At 70.0% G+C, this 20,039-nt stretch carries 17 protein-coding genes and 4 pseudogenes; 9 read left to right on the forward strand and 12 right to left on the reverse strand.

Annotation, left to right across the window (positions count from 1 at the left end):
* Positions 1-507: 507 nt before the first annotated feature.
* Positions 508-1,656, reverse strand: coding sequence for a tRNA dihydrouridine synthase DusB (gene dusB, locus ABZV38_RS10425; protein WP_356326373.1), 1,149 nt, complete (start codon positions 1,654-1,656; stop codon positions 508-510).
* Positions 1,657-1,810: 154 nt separating this feature from the next.
* On the opposite strand from dusB, the gene ABZV38_RS10430 reads away from it, so the two are divergent.
* Positions 1,811-3,325: an MFS transporter gene (locus ABZV38_RS10430; RefSeq protein ID WP_356326374.1), complete on the forward strand. Its 1,515-nt coding sequence runs from the start codon at positions 1,811-1,813 to the stop codon at positions 3,323-3,325.
* On the opposite strand, the pseudogene ABZV38_RS10435 reads toward ABZV38_RS10430, so the two are convergent.
* Positions 3,298-3,516: pseudogene (locus ABZV38_RS10435) on the reverse strand (XRE family transcriptional regulator); the annotation flags it as partial. The gene ABZV38_RS10430 and the pseudogene ABZV38_RS10435 overlap by 28 nt on opposite strands.
* Here ABZV38_RS10435 and ABZV38_RS10440 point away from each other — a divergent pair.
* Positions 3,516-4,748: pseudogene (locus tag ABZV38_RS10440) on the forward strand (MFS transporter); the annotation flags it as partial. The pseudogenes ABZV38_RS10435 and ABZV38_RS10440 sit on opposite strands and share 1 nt — an antisense overlap.
* A gap of 96 nt (positions 4,749-4,844) precedes the next feature.
* On the opposite strand, the gene ABZV38_RS10445 reads toward ABZV38_RS10440, so the two are convergent.
* Entirely contained in the window at positions 4,845-5,057 is a 213-nt protein-coding gene (locus tag ABZV38_RS10445; protein WP_356326375.1) for a DUF6243 family protein, read from the reverse strand.
* A gap of 173 nt (positions 5,058-5,230) precedes the next feature.
* Here ABZV38_RS10445 and ABZV38_RS10450 point away from each other — a divergent pair, with 173 nt between their 5' ends.
* Entirely contained in the window at positions 5,231-5,530 is a 300-nt protein-coding gene (locus ABZV38_RS10450) for a hypothetical protein (protein ID WP_356326376.1), read from the forward strand.
* A 42-nt stretch (positions 5,531-5,572) separates the two neighbouring features.
* Here ABZV38_RS10450 and ABZV38_RS10455 read toward each other — a convergent pair whose 3' ends face one another.
* Both ABZV38_RS10455 and ABZV38_RS10460 read right to left on the reverse strand, forming a co-directional pair.
* On the reverse strand, positions 5,573-5,776 hold the full coding sequence (locus ABZV38_RS10455; RefSeq protein ID WP_356326378.1) for a hypothetical protein: 204 nt from the start codon (positions 5,774-5,776) through the stop codon (positions 5,573-5,575).
* A gap of 100 nt (positions 5,777-5,876) precedes the next feature.
* Entirely contained in the window at positions 5,877-7,259 is a 1,383-nt protein-coding gene (locus ABZV38_RS10460) for a glycine--tRNA ligase (protein WP_356326379.1), read from the reverse strand.
* A 155-nt stretch (positions 7,260-7,414) separates the two neighbouring features.
* On the opposite strand from ABZV38_RS10460, the gene ABZV38_RS10465 reads away from it, so the two are divergent.
* The 4 genes from ABZV38_RS10465 to ABZV38_RS10480 all read left to right on the forward strand — a co-directional run bounded on the left by ABZV38_RS10465 (position 7,415) and on the right by ABZV38_RS10480 (position 10,606).
* Positions 7,415-8,368 (forward strand): metal ABC transporter substrate-binding protein, encoded by a 954-nt coding sequence (locus ABZV38_RS10465; protein ID WP_356326380.1) that lies wholly within the window; start codon positions 7,415-7,417, stop codon positions 8,366-8,368.
* A gap of 38 nt (positions 8,369-8,406) precedes the next feature.
* Positions 8,407-9,189, forward strand: a complete 783-nt coding sequence (locus ABZV38_RS10470) for a metal ABC transporter ATP-binding protein (RefSeq protein WP_356326381.1) — start codon at positions 8,407-8,409, stop codon at positions 9,187-9,189.
* Positions 9,186-10,100, forward strand: a complete 915-nt coding sequence (locus ABZV38_RS10475; protein WP_356326468.1) for a metal ABC transporter permease — start codon at positions 9,186-9,188, stop codon at positions 10,098-10,100. The genes ABZV38_RS10470 and ABZV38_RS10475 overlap by 4 nt, the downstream gene beginning before the upstream one ends.
* Before the next feature lie 65 nt (positions 10,101-10,165).
* Entirely contained in the window at positions 10,166-10,606 is a 441-nt protein-coding gene (locus ABZV38_RS10480; RefSeq protein WP_356326382.1) for a Fur family transcriptional regulator, read from the forward strand.
* Positions 10,607-10,640: 34 nt separating this feature from the next.
* Here the strand turns inward: ABZV38_RS10480 and ABZV38_RS10485 are convergent, their stop codons facing one another.
* The 7 genes and pseudogenes from ABZV38_RS10485 to leuA form a co-directional block, all read right to left on the reverse strand.
* The gene (locus tag ABZV38_RS10485) at positions 10,641-11,192 is read right to left on the reverse strand and encodes a YcxB family protein (protein WP_356326383.1); all 552 of its coding nucleotides are present in this window, start codon (positions 11,190-11,192) and stop codon (positions 10,641-10,643) included.
* 44 nt (positions 11,193-11,236) lie between these two features.
* Positions 11,237-12,064, reverse strand: a complete 828-nt coding sequence (locus ABZV38_RS10490; RefSeq protein WP_356326384.1) for an isoprenyl transferase — start codon at positions 12,062-12,064, stop codon at positions 11,237-11,239.
* A gap of 46 nt (positions 12,065-12,110) precedes the next feature.
* Complete coding sequence (gene recO / locus ABZV38_RS10495; protein ID WP_356326385.1) at positions 12,111-12,857, reverse strand: DNA repair protein RecO; 747 nt, start codon at positions 12,855-12,857, stop codon at positions 12,111-12,113.
* Between the two features lie 58 nt (positions 12,858-12,915).
* Positions 12,916-13,329 (reverse strand): annotated as a pseudogene (locus ABZV38_RS10500) (response regulator transcription factor); the annotation flags it as partial.
* A 462-nt stretch (positions 13,330-13,791) separates the two neighbouring features.
* Positions 13,792-15,323, reverse strand: a pseudogene (locus ABZV38_RS10505) (MMPL family transporter).
* A gap of 299 nt (positions 15,324-15,622) precedes the next feature.
* Positions 15,623-16,300, reverse strand: a complete 678-nt coding sequence (locus ABZV38_RS10510; protein ID WP_356326386.1) for a TerB family tellurite resistance protein — start codon at positions 16,298-16,300, stop codon at positions 15,623-15,625.
* 208 nt (positions 16,301-16,508) lie between these two features.
* Positions 16,509-18,296 carry a 2-isopropylmalate synthase gene (gene leuA / locus ABZV38_RS10515; RefSeq protein WP_356326387.1) on the reverse strand — a complete coding sequence of 596 codons (1,788 nt, stop codon included), beginning with the start codon at positions 18,294-18,296 and terminating at the stop codon, positions 16,509-16,511.
* A gap of 293 nt (positions 18,297-18,589) precedes the next feature.
* Between leuA and ABZV38_RS10520 the strand changes: the two genes are divergently transcribed.
* Entirely contained in the window at positions 18,590-19,663 is a 1,074-nt protein-coding gene (locus tag ABZV38_RS10520) for a M4 family metallopeptidase (protein WP_356326388.1), read from the forward strand.
* Between the two features lie 101 nt (positions 19,664-19,764).
* On the forward strand, positions 19,765-20,031 hold the full coding sequence (locus ABZV38_RS10525; protein ID WP_356326389.1) for a protealysin inhibitor emfourin: 267 nt from the start codon (positions 19,765-19,767) through the stop codon (positions 20,029-20,031).
* The last annotated feature ends 8 nt before the right edge of the window (positions 20,032-20,039 follow it).

The following is a 20,039-nucleotide window of genomic DNA, read 5'->3' on the forward strand; positions in this document are numbered from 1 at the left end:
CAGCAGATCGAAAGTTGCGTACGGTTCCGCCCGTCGAACACATCCGTTCGACTCTTGAACTCATTACCACTCAACGCGTCCAAGATGCCGCAGATTCAGCACGGAACGTAGCGGATGGGTCGATCGATCAAAGTAAAGTCGGGTGGCACCGAGTGCCATCATTTGAGAAATGCAGTCCCCAAAATCCCGCTCATCTGAGCAATAGAGACCTCAGGGGTGGCGAGAATCACGCCGCATCATGCGCTCAGATGTCACCATCCGGACGCCCCGATACCTACGTACGGTGACACAGCGACCGCACGGGGCGAGTGAAATGGGAGCAGCGCGCCCCCCTCGTCAGCCACAGCACCCCACACCGCCCGGTTCGCAGTCACCCCGCATCCGATCGACGCTCAAATGAGCAGGGCTAAGGGGGGCACCCGGTGCCTGGTGCCGGAGATGCGAAAGGGCCCGCGGGGACGGAGTGCCGCCCTCCCCGCGGGCCCTGTCCGAACCGGAGCCGTCGCCTCAGCCGCCCGACGTGTCGAGCTCTGCCTCCGCGCTCACGCCCGAGCAGTCGTAGGGGTCCTTCAGCCAGCCGTCCGGCAGCACCACGCGGTTGTTGCCCGAGGTGCGCCCGCGCGGCCCGTCGGCCCCGTCCGGCCACGCCTGATCCAGGTCGAGCTCGTGCAGCTGCGTGCCCAGCTCGTCCAGCGACGAGGTGACCGCGAGCTTCTTGCGCATCTCGGAGCCGACCGAGAAGCCCTTGAGGTACCACGCCACGTGCTTACGGAAGTCGATCACGCCACGGGTCTCGTCGCCGATCCACTCCCCCAGCAGCGTCGCGTGCCGCAGCATGACGGTGGCGACCTCCCGGAGCGTCGGCGCCTGCCGCGTCTGCGTGCCCTCGAAGGCGCTCACCAGGTCACCGAAGAGCCACGGGCGCCCCAGGCAGCCGCGGCCCACGACCACGCCGTCGCAGCCGGTCTCGCGCATCATCCGGCGGGCGTCGTCCGCGCACCAGATGTCGCCGTTGCCGAGGACAGGGATCTCCGGGACGTGCTCCTTGAGGCGGGCGATCGCGTCCCAGTCGGCGGTGCCGCCGTAGTGCTGGGCTGCGGTCCTGCCGTGCAGTGCGACGGCCGTGACACCCTCCTCGACCGCTATCCGGCCCGCGTCGAGGTAGGTGAGGTGGTCGTCGTTGATGCCCTTGCGCATCTTGATGGTGACCGGCAGGTCGCCCGCGTTGGACACCGCCTGGTTCAGGATCGCGCGCAGCAGCGGCCGCTTGAACGGAAGCGCCGAGCCACCGCCCTTGCGGGTCACCTTGGGGACCGGGCAGCCGAAGTTCAGGTCGATGTGGTCGGCGAGGTTCTCGTCGACGATCATGCGGACGGCCTTGCCGACCGTGACCGGGTCCACTCCGTACAGCTGGATCGAGCGCGGGGTCTCGCTCGCGTCGAAGTGGATGAGCTGCATGGTCTTCTCGTTGCGCTCGACCAACGCTCGCGTCGTGATCATCTCGCTGACGAACAGCCCCTTGCCGCCGGAGAACTCCCGGCACAGGGTGCGAAACGGTGCGTTGGTGATGCCGGCCATGGGTGCGAGCACCACCGGCGGCTGCACGGTGTGCGGGCCGATCCGGAGCAGCGGGAGCGAGGGGGCGAGCGTGGTCATTGCTCCATTGTCGCGTACGGCGGAAGCAGCTCCTGCAGGCACCGCAGAACGGGCGGCGGCAGCGGCGGCGGCGGCAGCGGTGAACCGACATACCGGCAGCGCGGGCCGGGGCGTCCCGGCAGCGGCAGTCGTTAGTTAACCGTACTATCTATGTATGCCCGAGCTCAGCCACCGCCGACAGCAGTTGATTCTTGCGATCTGCTGCATGAGTCTGCTGATCGTCAGTCTCGACAACACCGTCCTCAATGTCGCCCTGCCCACCATGCAGCGGGAGTTGCACGCCACGGTCGCCGGCATGCAGTGGACGATCGACGCCTACACCCTCGTCCTTGCTTCGCTGCTGATGCTGGCGGGCTCCACCGCCGACCGGATCGGACGGGCGAAGGTCTTCAAGATCGGTCTCGTCCTCTTCACCCTCGGCTCGGTGCTCTGCTCCGTCGCGCCGAACCTGCAGTCGCTGGTGGCGTTCCGGATGGTGCAGGCGGTCGGCGGCTCGATGCTCAACCCCGTCGCGATGTCGATCATCACCAACACCTTCACCGACCCGCGCGAGCGGGCCCGCGCCATCGGTGTGTGGGGCGGTGTCGTCGGCATCTCCATGGCGGCGGGACCGGTGGTCGGCGGCCTGCTGGTGGACTCGGTCGGCTGGCGGTCGATCTTCTGGATCAATCTGCCGGTCGGTCTCGCCGCGCTGCTGCTCACCTGGCGGTACGTCCCCGAGTCCCGTGCCCCGAAGCCGCGCCGTCCGGATCCCGTGGGGCAACTACTGGTGATCGCACTGCTCGGTTCACTGACGTACGCGATCATCGAGGCGCCCTCGGCCGGCTGGACCTCGACCCGGATCCTGGTCTTCGCGGCGCTCGCCGTGTGCTCCGTGATCGGACTGCTGCTGTACGAGCCCAGGCGCGCCGAGCCCCTCATCGACCTGCGGTTCTTCCGCAGCGCCCCGTTCAGCGGCGCCACCGTCATCGCGGTCTGCGCCTTCGCCGCCCTGAGCGGCTTCCTCTTCCTGAACACGCTGTATCTGCAGAACGTGCGCGGTCTGAGCGCCCTGCACGCCGGTCTGTACATGCTGCCGATGGCCGCGCTGACCTTTGTCTGCGCCCCGGTGTCGGGGCGGCTCGTCGGCAGCCGGGGGGCGCGCCTCCCACTGCTCGTGGCGGGTGCGGCCATGACGGCGTGCGGGCTGATGTTCGCGGCGTTCGACGCCGAGACGCGGAACGTGCTGCTGTTCACCGGCTATGTGCTGTTCGGTCTCGGCTTCGGCATGGTGAACGCACCGATCACCAACACCGCCGTCTCCGGGATGCCGCGCTCCCAGGCGGGCGTGGCGGCCGCGGTCGCCTCGACCAGCCGGCAGATCGGCGGAACGCTGGGCGTGGCCGTGATCGGCGCGGTGCTGGCGGCGGGCGTGGCGGGTAGCGGTTCCCCGCGCGGCGCCGCGTATGCCACCGCCTTCGTGGATGCGAGCAAGCCCGCCTGGTGGATCATCACCGGCTGCGGTCTGGCCGTCCTGCTGGTGGGGGCGCTGACCAGTGGGCGGTGGGCCCGCGAGACGGCTCGGCGCACCGCCGAACGGCTGGAGGTCCCGGCCGGGGTCGGATCCGGGCCGGAAGCCGGGTCCGGGGCCGGGGCCGGGGGTCAGGCTTCGGCGAGCGCCACTGCGTGAAGGCGCTCGAGCCGCTCCCGGGACTCCTCGTCGGCGGGGACGTACGTCACCAGGCGCGGACCGGTCGACGGGCTGAGCCAGAGGTCGGTGTGGTCCAGGCGCACCAGTCCGACCCGGGCGTTGCGGAAGATCTTGGTCCGGCCGCCGGGACCGACGACCTCGTGGCGCGCCCAGATCTCCCGGAATTCCGGTCCTTCTTGTCCTCGGCGGCCGGCTCGGCGACACGGCCGGCCGGCGCCGGCTCTTCCTCACCGGCATGGCGGCCTTCGCGCTCACCTCACTGGCCTGCGGGCTCGCCCCGGACGCCTGGACGCTCGTCGGGGCGCGGGTGGCGCAGGGCGCCTCGGCGGCGCTGATGCTGCCGCAGGTGCTCGCCACCATCCAGGCCGCCACCACCGGGCACCGGCGGGCGCGGGCGATGAGCCTGTACGGGGCGACGGCCGGGCTCTCGATGGTCGCCGGCCAGATCCTCGGCGGCGTACTGGTCGCCGCCGCGCCGCTGTCGTCGGTGTTCGGCGAGAGCGCGGGCTGGCGGTCGGTCTTCCTGGTCGACGTGCCGGTGGCGGCGGTGGGGCTGGTCCTGGCCGCCCGCGCGGTGCCGGAGACCCGCTCGGACCGGCCCGCGCCCATCGACGTACCGGGGACGCTGCTGCTCGCCGTTTCGCTGATGACGCTGCTGGCGCCGCTGACGGAGGGACGGGCCGTGGGCTGGCCGGTGTGGACCTGGATCTCCCTCGCGCTGTTCCCGGTAGCCGCGACCGCCTTCTACCGGGTCGAACGGCGGGCCGACCGGCGCGGACAGGTCCCGCTGATCCCGCCGAGCCTGCTGCGGCTGGACTCGCTGCGGCGCGGTCTGGCGCTGGTGCTGCCGTTCTCGCTCGGCTTCGGCGGCTTCATGTTCGTGATCGCGGTGGCGCTGCAGCAGGGCCTGAAGCTGGGTCCGGCGGCCGCCGGGCTGGCGTTGGCGCCGATGGCGGTGGCCTTCTTCGCGGCCTCGCTGGCCGGCCCGCGGCTGGTACGGCGGTTCGGCAGCCGGGTCGTGACGGCGGGCGGGCTGATCCAGGGCGCGGGCGTCGCGGTGCTCGCGCTCACCGTGTGGCTCGGCTGGCCCGACCTGGGACTGCCGGCGCTGCTGCCGGGTGTCGCGATCGCCGGTCTCGGCCAGGGGCTGCAACTGCCGGTCCTGTTCCGCATCGTGCTCTCCGACGTGCCGACCGAGCGGGCCGGGGTGGGCGGCGGCGTGATGACGACGACCCAGCAGGCCGCGCTGGCACTGGATGTGGCGACGCTCGGGACGCTGTTCCTCGCCCTGGTCCCCGGCTCGGGCATGCGGGACGCGCTGATCGTGGCACTGCTGGTGCAACTGGGGGCTGTGGCGCTCACGACGCTGCTGAGCCTGCGGCTGCCGCGCGCGGTGGCGTGAGCGCGGGAGGCGGACGGGGCACGGTTCAGGTACGGGTGTGGGCCCGGATCACTCGACGTGATTCGGGCCCACGGTCGTACGGGTGTCGAGAAGGAGTCAGCTCTGCGCCGCGGAGTCGTCCTCGGGAGTCGTCGTCGCGGGCTGCCCGGACCGGGCGCGCTCCCGCATCTTGCGCAGCAGCTCCTGCTTCTGGTCGGCCGCGCTCTTGCGGTCGGCGTCACGGGCAGTGCCTGCGCCCTGCTGCTCGGCGCGGGACAGCTTCTTGCGCTGTCCGCCGACGCCGAGAAGGTTGTTGCGGCTCTTGGCCACGGGCTTCTCCCATTCATGGTGAGTCGTGAGGTCGTGAGCGACCTGGGATCGATCCGATGGGCGGCGGGCGGAGAGGCCCGCCGCGCTCTCACTCGTAGATCTGGAAGAACGAAGACATACGGGAACCGTACCCCGGCCGCAGCGGGCCCAGCACCCGATTTTCGGCCCGTCAGGTGAAGCGCCGCCAGGCCGGTGACGGCCCCGCGCTGTACGCGACCTCCATCGTGCTGATCGGCGAGAGCACGGTCGTCGAGGCGCACATCCGCGAACTGGTCGGCCGACTGCGGGAGTTCGCCGGGGGCATGCGCGGCGGGCAGTTCGCGCCGGGCGGTCCGGCGGTCGCCGCGCAGGCGGCCTTCGACGTGACGGCACGCCTGCACGACCCGGCGTACGCCGGGTCGTGGCAGAATCCCGCCGTCGCCGCCGGGTCCACCGCCGTCTCGGACCTGCTGCTGCACGGCCTGCGCGCGTAACCGCCCTGCACAGGGCCGGGTCACGTCAGGCAGCCGTCGGGCTCAGGCCGTCGGGTCGACCGTGGCCTGGTGGACCTCGGCGAGGTGTTCCTCGGCCTTGAGCCAGGGCAGGAACTGCACGCCCTTGCGCCAGTCGCAGGTGTCGCAGCTCAGCTGCCGCTGCATCCCCGACTTCCGCACATGGACGACATGTTCACGGCCGTGCTGATCCCATCTGCTGACCTTGCTCGTGGTCATGGACGGCATCCGAGCCTCCTGTTGACGCGTGGTCGCGTGTGCCCAGTGTGCAACGCAGCCCCCGGCTCCGTACAAGGAACCGGGGGCATCGCCGTGGAACCGTGATGCGTCAGCAGCCCAGCAGCCGGGCACCGAGGTACGCCTGGATCTGGTCCAGTGAAACGCGCTCCTGCTTCATGGTGTCGCGCTCACGCACCGTCACCGCGTTGTCGTCGAGGGTGTCGAAGTCGACGGTGACGCAGAACGGCGTACCGATCTCGTCCTGACGACGGTAGCGGCGGCCGATGGCGCCCGCGTCGTCGAACTCGATGTTCCAGTTCTTCCGCAGGTCGGTGGCGAGGCCCTTGGCCTTCGGCGACAGCTGCGGGTTGCGGGAGAGCGGCAGCACCGCGACCTTGACCGGCGCGAGGCGCGGGTCAAGGCGCATCACGGTGCGCTTCTCCATGACGCCCTTGGCGTTGGGCGCCTCGTCCTCGATGTAGGCATCGAGGAGGAAGGCGAGCATCGAACGGCCGACACCGGCCGCGGGTTCGATGACGTACGGAGTCCAGCGCTCGCCGGCCTCCTGGTCGAAGTACGACAGGTCCGTGCCGGAAGCGGCGGAGTGGGCCTTGAGGTCGTAGTCCGTGCGGTTGGCGACGCCCTCCAGCTCGCCCCACTCGCTGCCGCCGAAGCTGAAGCGGTACTCGATGTCAGCGGTGCGCTTGGAGTAGTGGGAGAGCTTCTCCTTCGGGTGCTCGAACCACCGCATGTTCTCCTCGCGCAGGCCCAGGTCCGTGTACCAGTTCCAGCGCTGCTCCATCCAGTACTCCTGCCACTGCTCGTCCTCGCCCGGCTTGACGAAGAACTCCATCTCCATCTGCTCGAACTCGCGAGTGCGGAAGATGAAGTTGCCCGGAGTGATCTCGTTCCGGAAGGACTTGCCCATCTGCGCGATGCCGAACGGCGGCTTCTTGCGCGAGGCCTGCTGCACCTGACCGAAGTTGGTGAAGATGCCCTGCGCCGTCTCGGGGCGCAGGTATGCGACCGAGCCGGAGTCCTGGGTCGGGCCGAGGTGCGTGGAGAGCAGACCCGAGAACTGCTTGGGCTCGGTGAAGGTGCCCTTGTTGCCGCAGTGGGGGCAGTTGAGGTCGGCGAGGCCGTTGACGGGCGGCTTGCCGTGCTTCTCCTCGTACGCCTCTTCCAGGTGGTCCGCACGGAAGCGCTTGTGACAGGAGGTGCACTCGGTCAGCGGGTCGGTGAACGTGGCGACGTGGCCGGAGGCGACCCACACCTCGGGGGCGAGGATGACGGACGAGTCGATACCGACCACGTCTTCGCGCGAAGTGACCATGTAGCGCCACCACTGGCGCTTGAGGTTCTCCTTGAGCTCAACGCCCAGCGGCCCGTAGTCCCAGGCGGCCTTCTGGCCGCCGTAGATCTCACTGCAGGGGTAAACGAAGCCACGGCGCTTGCTCAGGCTGACGATGGAGTCGATCTTGTCGGCGGCCACGGTGCTCTCTTCATTACGACGACGACGAACGGCGAATGCTTCAGATTACCGGCGGGCACGCCCCCTGGATCAAATCGGTGTCCGGACAGATGGTGAGCAGGGCCTCTCACCGAGCTTGTTGACAATCGTTTCCATTTTTGTTGAAAATGAGTGTCATGAACGTACGCCGCCTCATACCCACCGCCGCCGTCGCCGGAGCCGTCGCTCTCGGTCTCACCGCGCTCTCCGCCTGCTCCGCCTCCGAAGCCGCCGACGGGAAGAACGGGGACAAGCTGGATGTGGTGGCCTCGTTCTATCCCATGCAGTTCCTGGCCGAGGAGATCGGCGGAACCCATGTCTCGGTCACCACGCTGACCAAGCCGGGCGTCGAGCCGCACGATCTGGAACTCAGCCCGCGGCAGACCGGGGGGCTCGGCGACGCCGACTACATCCTGTATCTCAAGGGTATCCAGCCCGCCGTCGACGACGCGATCGCACAGTCCGGGGTCAGGAACTCCGTGGACGCGGCGAAGCTCACCACGCTGGAGGACCACGGCACGGAGACCGGCGGCGACGAGCACGGCCATGCGCACGAGGGCGAGGGGGCCGGGGCCGACCCGCACATCTGGCTGGACCCGGTGAAGTACGCCGAGGTCGCCAAGGGGGTCGGAAAGTCCCTGGAGAAGGCCGACCCGAACCACGCCGCGGACTACCGCACCAACACGGACGCCCTGGTCAAGAAGCTCGACGCGCTGAACACGTCGTACGAGAAGGGCCTGAGCGACACCGCCACCAAGACGTTCATCACCACCCACTCCGCCTTCGGGTACCTCGCCGAGCGCTACGGGCTCATCCAGGAGGGCATCGCCGGCGTCGACCCCGAGAGCGAGCCCAGCCCCGCCCGGGTCAAGGACATCCACACCATCGCGGAGAAGAACAAGGCCACCACCGTCTTCTTCGAGACGCTCGCCAGCGACAGGACCGCGAAGACCGTCGCCAGGGACACCGGCCTGAAGACCGACGTCCTCGACCCCCTCGAGGGAATCACCGCCAAGTCCAAGGGCGATAACTACATCGAGGTCATGCAGTCCAACCTCGCCGCGCTCCAGAAGGCGCTCGGCGCGAAGTGACCCACGCAACACTCGCCACAGCAGTATCGGAGGCACTCATGCCCGAGCCCCGGAGCACCCAGCCCGACCCCGTGATCACCCTGCGCGGGGCCACGGCCACACTCGGCGCGCGCCCCGTACTGCGCGGCATCGACCTCACCGTGCGCCGCGGAGAGGTCGCCGCCCTGCTCGGCGCCAACGGCTCCGGCAAGTCGACCGCCGTCCGGTCCGTCATCGGCCAGGTCCCGCTCACCAGCGGCTCGGTCGAGCTGTTCGGCACCCCCCTGCGCCACTTCCGCACCTGGGCGCGGATCGGCTACGTACCGCAGCGCACGACGGCGGCGAGCGGGGTTCCTGCCACCATCCGCGAGGTCGTCTCCGCAGGGCGGCTGTCCCGTACGAAGCTGGGTCCGCTGCGCAAGGCGGACCGGGACGCCGTCGACCGGGCCATCGAGCTCGTGGGCCTCAGCGACCGGGCCAAGGACTCGGTGAGCGCCCTCTCCGGCGGGCAGCACCAGCGCGTGCTCATCGCCCGCGCGCTCGCCGCCGAACCCGAGCTGCTGATCATGGACGAGCCGATGGCGGGCGTCGACCTGGCCAGCCAGGAGATCCTCGCCGAGACGCTGCGCGAGCAGGTCGCCACCGGCACCACCGTGCTGCTCGTGCTGCACGAGCTGGGTCCGCTGGAGCCCCTAATCGACCGCGCGATCGTGCTGCGCGACGGCTGCGTGATGCACGACGGGCCGCCCCCGAAGGCCCTGGGCCAGCACGCGCTGCCCGGCCACGACCACGTACACCCCCACGCGGCTTCCGAGCCCGCCCGGACGGGACTGCTGACCTGATGACGGAATTCCTCCAGCCCCCCTTCATGCAGCGGGCCCTGCTCGCCGCGGTACTCGTCGGCATGATCGCCCCCGCCGTCGGCATCTACCTCGTGCAGCGCCGCCAGGCCCTGATGGGCGACGGAATCGGCCACATCGCGATGACCGGTGTCGGCCTCGGCTTCCTGCTCTCCACCAGCCCGGTCTGGATGGCCACGGCCGTCGCCGTAGTCGGCTCGGTCGTCATGGAACTGGTCCGCTGGTACGGGCGTACGCGCGGCGACATCGCGCTGGCCATGCTGTTCTACGGAGGCATGGCGGGCGGTGTGCTGCTGATCAACCTCTCCGACACCGGCTCCAACGCCAACCTCACCTCGTACCTCTTCGGCTCGCTGTCCACGGTCTCGTCCGAGGACATCACCGCGATCTGCCTGCTGGCCGCCTTCGTGCTGCTGGTGACGCTGGGGCTGCGGCGCCAGCTGTTCGCAGTCAGCCAGGACGAGGAGTTCGCGCGGGTCACCGGGCTGCCGGTGCGCGCCCTGAATCTGCTGATCGCCGTCACGGCGGCGGTGACCGTCACCGTCGCGATGCGGGTCGTCGGTCTGCTGCTGGTCAGCGCGCTGATGGTGGTGCCGGTCGCGGCCGCGCAGCAGATCTCGAAGTCCTTCAAGGTGACGTTCGTACTGTCCGTCGTCATCGGTACGGCGGTGACCCTCGCCGGCACCGTCACCTCCTACTACCAGGACGTGCCGCCCGGCGCGACGATCGTGCTGCTGGCCATCGGCGTCTTCGTCGCCCTGACCCTGCTCGCCGCACCGCTGGCCGCACGACGCGCCCGCCGCAGCGAAACGGCTACGGCGCAGTGCACCCTGGAAGGGAAGACTCCGGACGTACCGGCTGCCCGCCCCGCCACGGACGACGTCCGGGTTTGACCCCGGCGCACGGGCGGGCTGGCACAATGGCCCGACACATGTACGGGCGACACGAGGAGGCACCTGTGGCGACGGCGCCGATCAGTGGAACGAACGCATCCCCGGTACGCGGCCGGTCGACCCGGCAGCGCACCGCGGTGGCCGCTGCGCTCGACGAGGTGGACGAGTTCCGCAGCGCCCAGGAGCTGCACGATGTCCTCAAGCACCGCGGTGACTCGGTCGGGCTGACCACGGTCTACCGCACCCTGCAGTCCCTCGCCGACGCGGGCGAGGTGGACGTTCTGCGCACCACCGACGGCGAGTCCGTGTACCGGCGGTGCTCGACCGGGGAGCACCACCACCATCTGGTGTGCCGGGTCTGCGGCAAGGCCGTCGAGGTCGAGGGACCGGCGGTGGAGCAGTGGGCGGCGACGATTGCTTCGCAGCACGGGTTCGTGAACGTGGCGCACACGGTGGAGGTCTTCGGTACGTGTGCGGAGTGCGCGGAGTGCCCGACGGCGGGGTGACCGCTTCCGGGCTCCACCCCCGGGCCCCCGCTCCTCACGTGCCGGAGGTGCTTGATCCGGCCCGCTTCAGATGGCGGTCGAAGATCTCGCGCAGGCGGTCCACGTCGGACGGGTCCTGGGCGCCGCGCTTGGCCATCACGGTGACGCCGACGGCGTTCTTGTCGTCGCTGAGCAGCACGAAGAGATGCTCCGTCTCCACATAGCGCGGCTGTGCCCGCCACGCCACGACCGCGGTGGAGTTGTCGGTGGCGACGGTGACGCCGGACTCCTCGACCCGTACCCGGAACTCGCCCTGCCGTCCCACGAACCGGAACAGCTGACGCGCCATCAGCCATGGGCTCATGAGCAGCACCGGGCCGCAGAACAGCAGCGCCACCAGCAGCGGCAGCGGGACGTCGCCGTCCGTCACCAGGGTCAGTACGGCGGTCGCGACCCCGCACGCGGTCGCGACCGCCCCCAGGACCTGCTGCCGCCGGCCCGCCGCACTGATCCGGTTGCGTGCGCGGAGCGCCGCCGAGTAGTCCTGCAGCACCGGCCGGTATCTCAGCTCGACCGCACCGTGCACGGTCCCTTGTTCCTCGCTCATGGCCCCTCCCCAAGTTGTGAAGAGCCGTGATCGTACCGGCAGGATCAGGCCGTCGGTTCCGCCTTTTCCGACGCTTCCACCGAGCCGCCGAAGCGCCGGTCGCGCTGGGCGTACTCCAGGCAGGCCCGCCACAGGTCGCGGCGGTCGAAGTCCGGCCACAGCACGTCCTGGAAGACCATCTCGGCGTACGCGCTCTGCCAGATCAGGTAGTTGGAGGTGCGCTGTTCACCGCTGGGTCGGACGAAGAGGTCCACGTCCGGCATGTCCGGGTAGTAGATGTACTTCGCGAAGGTCTTCTCGTTGACCTTCGCGGGGTCCAGCTTTCCGGCCGCGACGTCCTCGGCAATGCGCTGCGCGGCATCGGCGATCTCGGCGCGGCCGCCGTAGTTGACGCAGAAGTACAGCGTCATCTTGTCGTTGTCCTTCGTCTGCTCCTGGGCGACCTGTAGCTCCTGGACAACGGACTTCCACAGCTTCGGCATCCGCCCCACCCAGCGGATGCGGATGCCCAGTTCGTCCATCTCGTCGCGACGGCGGCGGATGACGTCCCGGTTGAAGTTCATCAGGAACTTCACTTCTTCCGGCGAACGCTTCCAGTTCTCGGTGGAGAAGGCGTACAGGGAGAGGTTCTTGACGCCCATCTCGATGCAGCCCTTGAGGACGTCCAGGACGACGCCCTCGCCGACCTTGTGGCCTTCGGTGCGCGGGAGGCCCCGTTCCTTGGCCCAGCGGCCGTTGCCGTCCATCACGATGGCGACGTGCTTGGGCACCAGCTCGCCGGGGATCTTCGGGGGCGTGGCCCCGGAGGGGTGCGGCTCGGGGGTCTTGTATGTGCGCCTGTTACGGCCACCGAGGATCCCGCGTACTGCCATGAGCTGTCTCGTCTCCCTGTGCCTGCTGTGCCGGTGTCGGTGTCGGTTACTTCTCTACGTATCGCAGCGAGCGCAGTCCGCGCTCCAGATGCCAGTGCAGATAGGCGGACACCAGCCCGCTCCCCTCCCTGACATGCCGCGCCTCGCACGCGTCGGCCGTCTCCCAGTCACCGGTGAGCAGCGCGCTCAGCAGGGCGACGGCCTCTGCTGAGGGTACGACGCTGCCGGGCACCCGGCAGTCGCCGCATATGACGCCGCCCGCCGCGACGGAGAAGAAACGGTTCGGTCCGGGCATTCCGCACTTGGCGCAGTCCTCGAAGCTGGGTGCGTAACCGTTGACGGCGAGGGAACGCAGCAGGAAGGCGTCGAGGATCAGGTTCGGGGCGTGTTCCCCCCGGGCGAGGGTCCGCAGTCCGCCGACGAGCAGCAGATACTGCTGGACCGCGGGCTCGCCCTCGTGGTCGGTGAAGCGCTCGGCGGTCTCCAGCATCGCGGTGCCCGCGGTGTACCGGGCGTAGTCGGCGACGATGCCGCCCCCGTACGGCGCGATCGTCTCGCTCTGGGTGCACAGCGGCAGACCGCGGCCGATCAGTTCGCTGCCGCGCGCGAAGAACTGCACGTCCACATGGGAGAACGGTTCGAGGCGGGCACCGAACTTCGACTTCGTACGCCGCACACCGCGGGCGACGGCCCGTACCCGGCCGTGGCCGCGGGTCAGGATCGTGATGATCCGGTCGGCCTCGCCCAGTTTCTGCGTGCGCAGCACCACGCCGTCGTCCCGGAACAAGCTCATGCGCCCATTGTCCTGTACGCACGCACCGGAGCGGGCCCGCCCCCGGAGACCGTACGGTTCAGCTTCCGTCGGCCGCGCCCCCGGCCGGTACCGCGAGCCCCGACTCGTACGCCACGATGACCAGCTGCGCCCGGTCCCGGGCGCCCAGCTTGCCCACGATCCGGCTGACATGGGTCTTGGCGGTGAGCGGGCTGAGGCCCAGGGTCCCGGCGATCTCGGTGTTGTTGAGTCCGCGCGCGACCAGGCCGAGCACCTGCCGCTCCCGGTCCGAGAGACAGTCCGGACCGCCCGGGGCACCCCGGAACGGCATCTCCGGGCGGCGCAGCAGGCGGGAGATCAGCCGGGCGGTCGGGCCGGGCGAGAGCAGGGCCTCGCCCGCCGACACCGTTCTGATCGCGGCGAGGAGCTCGGCGGGCCGGGTGTCCTTGACGAGGAAACCCGAGGCGCCCGCGCGCAGGGCCTCGACGACGTGCGACCGTCCGTACGCCGGGCGACAGGCCGGCCCCGGCGACCGCCGCGGCCGCGTACCCGATCCCGGTCAGCAGCGTGCGCAGCGGCCGGCCGGTCACCGCCACGGTGTAGAGGGCGATCCAGGTCTGCGGCATCGGCGCCGCGTGTGCGTTGTCGAGCGCGTGGTACGGCACCAGGAGCGGAATCATGGCGAGCAGTGCGAGCAGCGGGCTGCGCCGCCGCCACACGATCGGCACGGCGCTCGCGACAAGCAGCGCCCAGCCGAGTGCGTGGGGCGTCCGGGCCTGGTCGGTGGTGAGGGTGAGTGCGACGGAGAGCGCACCGGCGCCCCCCGCGATGAGGGCGTCGGTGCGCGTCTTGTGCGGCGCGTGCATGAGGTCGCGGTTGACGACCGCCAGGATGCGCTCGCGTCGGCGCGTGGATCGGGACACGGTGCCATCCTCCGGTACGGGTACGGGCACCGTCAGCGGGTCCGTACGAGTTCCGGTTCGCGCGGTCCGGGAGCGGTGGGCGTCCGGCTGAGCCTCCCCGGCCACCAGATGTTCCGCTGCAGGGCCACGCTCGCCGAGGTCACCAGGTAGGTGCGGACGAGGAAGGTGTCGAGGAGGACGCCGACGGCGATGACGAAGCCCATCTCGACCAGGCTGACCATCGGCATGTTCGTCAGGACCGCGAAGGTGGCGGCGAGCACCGACCCGGCCGAGGCGATGACGCCGCCGGTGGTGCGCAGTGCGGTGAGCGCGGCAGCGGTCGGTTCGGCGCCGGAGAGCGCCTCTTCGCGCACCCGGTGCATCAGGAAGATCCCGTAGTCGACGCCGAGCGCCACCAGGAAGACGAAGGAGAGCAGCGGCAGTCCGGGATCGGCGCCGTTCAGTCCGAGAACCGGTTCGAAGACAAGCCCGCCGATGCCGAGGGAGGCTCCCCAGACGGCGACGACGGCGGCGACCAGCAGCAGCGGGACGACGAGGCTGCGCAGCAGCGCGATCAGGATCAGCAGGACGGAGAGGAGGACGAGCGGGACGACGACCCTCAGATCCCGGGCACTGGCCGTCTCCAGGTCCATCTGCTGGGCGCTGGGCCCGCCGACGTGGCTGCCGTCCAGACCGTCGCGCAAGGCCTTGATGGTGGCCTGCTCGCCCGCCGATTCGGGTGGTCGGCGGCGGCGACGGAGAGTTCGGTCCAGCCGCCGCCGCTGCGGCCGCGTTCGACGGCGGCGACACCGTCGGTGGTACGGGCCTTCGCCAGGGTCTCGGCGGCCCGGTCGGCCGACGTCATCACGGTGATCGGCCGGGTGGAGCGCTCGGGGTAGGCGGCGGCGAGGGTTTCCATCGCGACGACCGAGTCCGGTCTGCTGGTGAAGGAGTCCTCCTGTTTGAGGTCGCCGGGCATGTTGAACGCACCGAGCGCCAGCGCCCCCAGCAGCACGCCGCCGCAGGTGAGTACGGCGACGGGCCGGTGCACGACCGAGCTGCCCATCGCGGCGAAGAGCGACCGCCGCTGCCTGGGCGCGCTGCCGTACACGGGGACGAGCGGCCAGAACACCCGGCGGCCGAGCAGCACGAGGAGCGCGGGCAGCAGCGTCGTCATGGCGAGCAGTGCGCACAGCACGCCGACGGCGGCGATGGGGCCCATCCCACGGCTGCTGGTGAGGTCGGCGGCGAGCAGGCAGCACAGGCCGGCGGCGACGGTGCCGGAGGAGGCGAGAACGGCGGGCCCGCAGCCGCGCAGGGCGGCGGCCATCGCGTCGTACGGCCGTGCGGCGCGGCTCAGCTCCTCGCGGTAGCGGGAGACGAGCAGCAGGGCGTAGTCGGTGCCCGCGCCGAAGACGAGGATGGTCATCACGGCGGAGCTCTGGCCGGTGACGGTGACGGAGTCGGCGCTCGCCGGCAGGTAGTCGACGGCCCGGTTGGTCTGTACGTCGGCGAGCCTGCCCGCCAGAGGCCCGGCGAGCGCGATCACGGCGACCCAGAGCGCGAGGACCGCCCAGGGCAGCATGCGCCTCCGGTTGCCCGGTCGCGGCTGTGTGCCGCCGTCTTCCCTTACGGCCCTCATCGCGGGCCCCCCTTCGGCCGGTCGTCCGGTACTTGTCCAGACTCCCGGCCGCCGGGGGCCGATTCATCGCGCCGGGGGCCGACTTCGCGGCTACTGCGGAGGTGGGCGTGGAGACGCGAGTACTCCCGCGGGAGTACTCGCCCGGAGCACGTGGGGCGTTCGATCGGGCGGTTACGCGCCGCGGGGCACGGGAAGTCGCCGCTCAGCAACGGGGTGCGTGCCGGGGCACGGGAAGCAGCCGCTCAGGACGGGGTGCGCGCCGCCGCGGCAAGCAGCCGGGCCGTGTCGTCCGCGCAGAGCTGCAGCGCCGCCCCGACCGTGGTCAGCACCTCGCGCTCGGCCTGGCTGTACGGGCCGTCGGCGAGCGCGATCCTGGCACCTTGCAGCAGGATCGATTCACGTCCCGCGGGCGCCAGATGCGGGGCGAGGGGTTCCAGCGCCTCGTGGAGCTCGATGGCGAGGGCGGCGCCGCACGCCTCGGCCGCGGCGTCGAAGGCGGAGCCGTGACCGATGTCGGCGGCGAGCACCTCGACGACGGTGGAGAGTTGCTCCTCGGTGCAGTCGTCGAACCCGGCGCTGCGCACGGTGGCCACCGCGGTCTCCAGGACCGTACGCGAGGTGGTGCCACCGGCGGCGAGGATGCCGAGGGCGACGGTGTGGACGGCGTCCCGGAGCATCGCGGAGAACCGGGTGGTGGTGGGGTGGTCGAGCGCCTCGGTGTCGAAGTGCGCGCGGCAGGCGGCGCATTCGACGACGGGGCCGACAGTGCCGCGGCGCAGCAGCGGCACACCGAGCACGGCGAAACGCCGACGGCCGGTGAGACGGCGGTAGTTGCGGTCACCGCCGCAGCCGGGGCAGAAGAACTCGCCGTCGGCGACGGCGTCCCAGATGGTGCGGATGCCGCAGATACGCAGCTTCATGGCGCGTTGTCCCAGGGCTGACCGCACGTCGCACACCTCCGTAACGCTCCGGCAACATTGCCGTGTCGACGTGATGTTAACCACAGCCACGATGTGACGTCAGCACCTCGGTCGTCACAACCGTCGGGAGATGGCCGACCCCGCCCCCCGGGAACCGGGTGGACGGGGTCCGTCGATCATGCGCCTGTGCGCCCTTTCGGGCGCCGGGTCAGCGGGTCGCGCGGTTGACCGCGGAGACGACCGCCTTCAGCGAGGCCCGCGTGGTGTTGGCGTCGATGCCGATGCCCCACAGGACCTTTCCGTCGATCGCGCACTCGATGTACGAGGCGGCCTGGGCGCTCGCACCCTCGCTCATCGTGTGCTCGGTGTAGTCCAGCAGACGGGCGTCGATGCCGATGGCCTGCAGCGCTTCGAAGAACGCGGAGATCGGACCGTTGCCGGATCCGGTCAGCACGGTCTCCGTGCCGTCCACGGTCGCGTCGACGGTGATCGTGTCCCGGCCGTCGGAATCGGTCGTCGTCTGACCGGAGCGGATCTGTACGCGGCCCCAGGCGTTCTCAGGGTTGGGCAGGTACTCGTCCTGGAACGTGGACCAGATCTGCGTCGGCGTGACCTCGCCGCCCTCTGCATCGGTCTTGGCCTGAATGATCCGGGAGAACTCGATCTGCATCCGGCGCGGCAGGTCCAGCTTGTGGTCGTTCTTCAGGACGTAGGCGATTCCGCCCTTGCCGGACTGCGAGTTGACCCGGATGACGGCCTCGTACGAGCGGCCGACGTCCTTGGGGTCGATCGGCAGGTACGGCACCGCCCACTCGATCTCGTCGACGGTCTTGCCCTTGGCGGCCGCGTCGGCCTCCATGGCGTCGAAGCCCTTCTTGATGGCGTCCTGGTGGGAGCCGGAGAAGGCGGTGTAGACCAGGTCGCCCGCGTAGGGGTGGCGCGGGTGGACCTCCATCTGGTTGCAGTACTCGCTGGTGCGACGGATCTCGTCGATCTGCGAGAAGTCGATCTGCGGGTCGACGCCCTGCGAGAACAGGTTCATGCCCAGCGTCACCAGGTCGACGTTGCCGGTGCGCTCACCCTGGCCGAACAGGCAGCCCTCGATCCGGTCCGCGCCGGCCATGATCGCCAGTTCGGCGGCGGCGACGGCGGTGCCGCGGTCGTTGTGCGGGTGGACCGACAGGCAGACGTGCTCGCGGCGCGACAGGTTGCGCGACATCCACTCGAACCGGTCCGCGTGCGTGGACGGCGTCGAACGCTCCACGGTGGCGGGCAGGTTGAGGATGATCTCGCGGCCCTCCTCGGGCTGCCAGACGTCACAGACGGCCTCGCAGACCTCCAGGGCGAAGTCCAGCTCGGTGTCGGTGAAGATCTCCGGGCTGTACTGGTAGCCGAAGATCGTCTCGTCGCCGAGGATCTTCTCCGCGTACTCCATGACCAGCCGGGTGCCGTCCACCGCGATCTGCTTGACCTCCTCCTTCGAACCGCGGAAGACCACGCGGCGGAAGGTGGGGGCGGTGGCGTTGTACAGGTGCACGGTGGCCCGGCGGGCGCCGCGCAGCGACTCGACGGTCCGCTCGATCAGTTCCTCGCGGGCCTGGGTGAGGACGGAGATCGTCACGTCCTCGGGAATCGCCCCCTCTTCGATGATGGAGCGGACGAACGCGAAGTCGGTCTCACCGGAGGACGGGAAACCGACCTCGATCTCCTTGTAGCCCATGCGTACGAGCAGGTCGAACATCTCGCGCTTGCGAGCCGGGGACATCGGGTCGATCAGCGCCTGGTTGCCGTCACGCAGATCGGTGGACAGCCAGCGGGGCGCCACGGTGATCCGGTTGGCCGGCCAGGTGCGGTCGGGGATGTCGACGGCCTCGTACCGGCCGTACTTGTGGATCGGCATCCCGGACGGCTTCTGCAGCGCGGTGGCGTTGGTGATCGGCGTGGGGCGGCCCACGGAGTTCTCGGCGGAGGTCCGGGCGGGATTCACGGCGGTCATGGCGTACGGCTCCTCGGGGTCCAGCAATGGGACGGCCGACTGTGTCGCTGCAGCACCAGACTCCGCGGGGAGGGGGTCGGCCTACGACTACAGGCCCTCGCCGCGGCAGCTAAGGAGAAGCAGCCCGAAACGCATGATGGGACGAGACTAACCGAGAGGCGCCTGGGACGTCGGTCCGTATCAGTATGCGGGACCGGACGCCGGTAACGGGTAAAGCGTGATCAATCACTCCATTTCGTCAATCCTGATGGCAACCAGTGACACAACCGTGACGCAGTGCCACAGTCGACCCCATGCAGCCTCGACCTCAGCACAGGTTCCACCCCGTCTTCTGCACGATCGTGCCGCCCCATGTTCTCGACAAGTTGTCACAGGCCGACGACCCCGGTCTCTCCGGTCCGGCCCGCCGCACCCTGGAGGGCGACGCCGCCCGGCGCACCCGCCGCCAGATGACCACCCTCGTCCCCTCCGTGCCCACCGTGGTGACGGGGACGGAGTCCGACAAACCCGAGCGCACCCTGTACGACTGTCGGCACGGCACGCAGCTGCCCGGCTTCAAGGTCCGCTCCGAGGGCGGGCAGCCGACGCAGGACGCGAGCGTCAACCGGGCGTACGCGGGGCTCGGCGCCACCTTCGAACTGCTGCTCACGGCGTACGGCCGCCGTTCGATCGACGGCAACGGGCTGCCGCTGATCGGCTCCGTGCACTACGACGAGCAGTACAACAACGCGTTCTTCGACGGCGAGCAGATGGTCTTCGGCGACGGGGACGGCGAGATCTTCCTCGACTTCACCGTCGCCATCGATGTGATCGCCCACGAGCTGACGCACGGCCTCACCCAGCACACGGCCAACCTGAGCTATTTCGGCCAGTCCGGCGCACTCAACGAGTCCATGTCGGACGTCTTCGGCTCCCTGGTCAAGCAGTACTCGCTGGGCCAGACCGCGGACCGGGCCGACTGGCTGATCGGCTCCGGCCTGCTGGCCCCCAGGGTCCAGGGGGACGCACTGCGCTCGATGAAGGCGCCGGGAACGGCGTACGACGACGATGTGCTCGGCAAGGACCCGCAGCCCGCGTCGATGGAGGACTACATCCACACCACCGAGGACAACGGCGGTGTACACCTGAACTCCGGCATCCCCAACCGCGCCTTCTACCTGCTGGCCACGGCGCTCGGCGGCAACGCGTGGGAGCGGGCGGGCCAGCTCTGGTTCGACGTACTCACCGGCGACCGGCTCGCCGGGGACGCGAACTTCTCGGACTTCGCCCGCCTGACGGTCGAGGCAGCGAAGGACCGCTACGGCGAGGGCGACGAACGGGAGGCGGTACGGAAGGCCTGGTCGGAGGTCGGCGTGCCGTCTGCGTGATCAAGCCCCTCGAGGGCCCCTCATGCCCTTGAGGCCAGGGGGGAGATTGAGGAGCGGGGTACGGGGCAGAGCCCCGGAAACAACCCGAGAGGAGTCGGACCTTGCGCATCCAGGTATGCCGCACCGGCGGTTTCGCCGGCATCGCACGCCGTCGCGAGGTCGACACCTCGGGCCTGGCCGACGCCGCCGACTGGGAGGCCCTGGCCGAATCCGCGCTCGCGGTCGGCCAGGGCACCCCGCCGCCCGGGGTACCGGACGGCTTTCAGTACCGGATCACGGTCGGCGACCGCACCGTCCACTGTGCGGATCCGCATCTGACCGACGCGCAGCGCGCACTGATCTCACGCGTCCTCAAGGAGGGCGCGTGAGATCGATG

It is taken from the genome of Streptomyces sp. NPDC005181 (genome assembly GCF_040608395.1).
Lineage (GTDB): Bacteria > Actinomycetota > Actinomycetes > Streptomycetales > Streptomycetaceae > Streptomyces.

Bases quoted from the DNA above. Each gene is read 5' to 3' on its own strand.
- ABZV38_RS10465 (WP_356326380.1), top strand. From the start codon at position 7,415: ATGAACGTACGCCGCCTCATACCCACCGCCGCCGTCGCCGGAGCCGTC.
- ABZV38_RS10490 (WP_356326384.1), bottom strand. From the start codon at position 12,064: ATGGCAGTACGCGGGATCCTCGGTGGCCGTAACAGGCGCACATACAAG.
- ABZV38_RS10485 (WP_356326383.1), bottom strand. From the start codon at position 11,192: ATGAGCGAGGAACAAGGGACCGTGCACGGTGCGGTCGAGCTGAGATAC.
- ABZV38_RS10455 (WP_356326378.1), bottom strand. From the start codon at position 5,776: ATGCCGTCCATGACCACGAGCAAGGTCAGCAGATGGGATCAGCACGGC.
- dusB (WP_356326373.1), bottom strand. From the start codon at position 1,656: ATGACCACGCTCGCCCCCTCGCTCCCGCTGCTCCGGATCGGCCCGCAC.
- leuA (WP_356326387.1), bottom strand. From the start codon at position 18,296: ATGACCGCCGTGAATCCCGCCCGGACCTCCGCCGAGAACTCCGTGGGC.
- ABZV38_RS10510 (WP_356326386.1), bottom strand. From the start codon at position 16,300: ATGAAGCTGCGTATCTGCGGCATCCGCACCATCTGGGACGCCGTCGCC.
- recO (WP_356326385.1), bottom strand. From the start codon at position 12,857: ATGAGCTTGTTCCGGGACGACGGCGTGGTGCTGCGCACGCAGAAACTG.
- ABZV38_RS10470 (WP_356326381.1), top strand. From the start codon at position 8,407: ATGCCCGAGCCCCGGAGCACCCAGCCCGACCCCGTGATCACCCTGCGC.
- ABZV38_RS10520 (WP_356326388.1), top strand. From the start codon at position 18,590: ATGCAGCCTCGACCTCAGCACAGGTTCCACCCCGTCTTCTGCACGATC.
- ABZV38_RS10430 (WP_356326374.1), top strand. From the start codon at position 1,811: ATGCCCGAGCTCAGCCACCGCCGACAGCAGTTGATTCTTGCGATCTGC.